Annotated in this window: 1 protein-coding gene; it reads left to right on the top strand. The window is 76.1% G+C overall.

The features are described from left to right. The first annotated feature begins 66 nt into the window (after positions 1-66). Positions 67-723 carry a methyltransferase gene (locus FNQ90_RS25455; RefSeq protein ID WP_182608465.1) on the top strand — a complete coding sequence of 219 codons (657 nt, stop codon included), beginning with the start codon at positions 67-69 and terminating at the stop codon, positions 721-723. The last annotated feature ends 73 nt before the right edge of the window (positions 724-796 follow it).

The following is a 796-nucleotide window of genomic DNA, read 5'->3' on the forward strand; positions in this document are numbered from 1 at the left end:
CTCCCGTCCTGCCCGCCCCGGGGCTCCCGGGGGTTTGGGACGCCCGTGATCGGTGACTCGTCCCCCATGCCGCTTTTGAGAGCTCCGGGGGTGTACGCGCCGCAACAGGACACCTGGTTGCTGCGCGAGGCGTTGGCGGATTCCGGTCTGGCGGCCGGGGCCCGGGTGGTGGACCTGTGCACCGGTACGGGGGTCCTGGCGATGGAGGCCCTGCGCCTGGGCGCGCGGGAGGCCCGGGCGTTCGACGCCTCCGGTCGGGCGGTGCTCACGGCCCGCTGCAACGCCTGGTTGAGCGGCCTGCCGGTACGGGTCAGGCGTGGCGAGATGGCGCTGGCGGGGCGGGACGGGAGGCGTTTCGACGTGGTGCTGGCCAACCCTCCCTACGTGCCCGGCCCCGATGTCGTTCTGCCGCTCCGGGGGGCGCGCAGGGCGTGGGAGGGCGGTCCGGACGGCAGGGCGCTGGTGGATCGGGTCTGCACCCTGGCCCCGTCGCTGCTGCGGCGTTCGGGGTCCCTGTTGATGGTGCACTCCAAGGTGTGCGGGCCCGCCCGCACGGTGCGTCTGCTGCGCCGTCAGGGCATGCGGGCCGAGGTGGTGGCGGGCATGGTGCTGCCCTTCGGACCGGTGATGCGCCGGCGGGCGGCCTGGCTGGAGGGTGCGGGGCTGATCCGCCCCGGTCAACGGACGGAGGAACTGGTGGTGGTCCGTGCCGACCTGGCGTGACGCGGAGGGGGCGCCCCCGTCCGGCGCGGGGGGCGGGGCTCCGGACGCCCCGGCCGCGGCGGAGCCCCCGAGG

The organism is Streptomyces alkaliphilus (genome assembly GCF_014141535.1).
GTDB classification, from domain to species: domain Bacteria; phylum Actinomycetota; class Actinomycetes; order Streptomycetales; family Streptomycetaceae; genus Streptomyces; species Streptomyces alkaliphilus.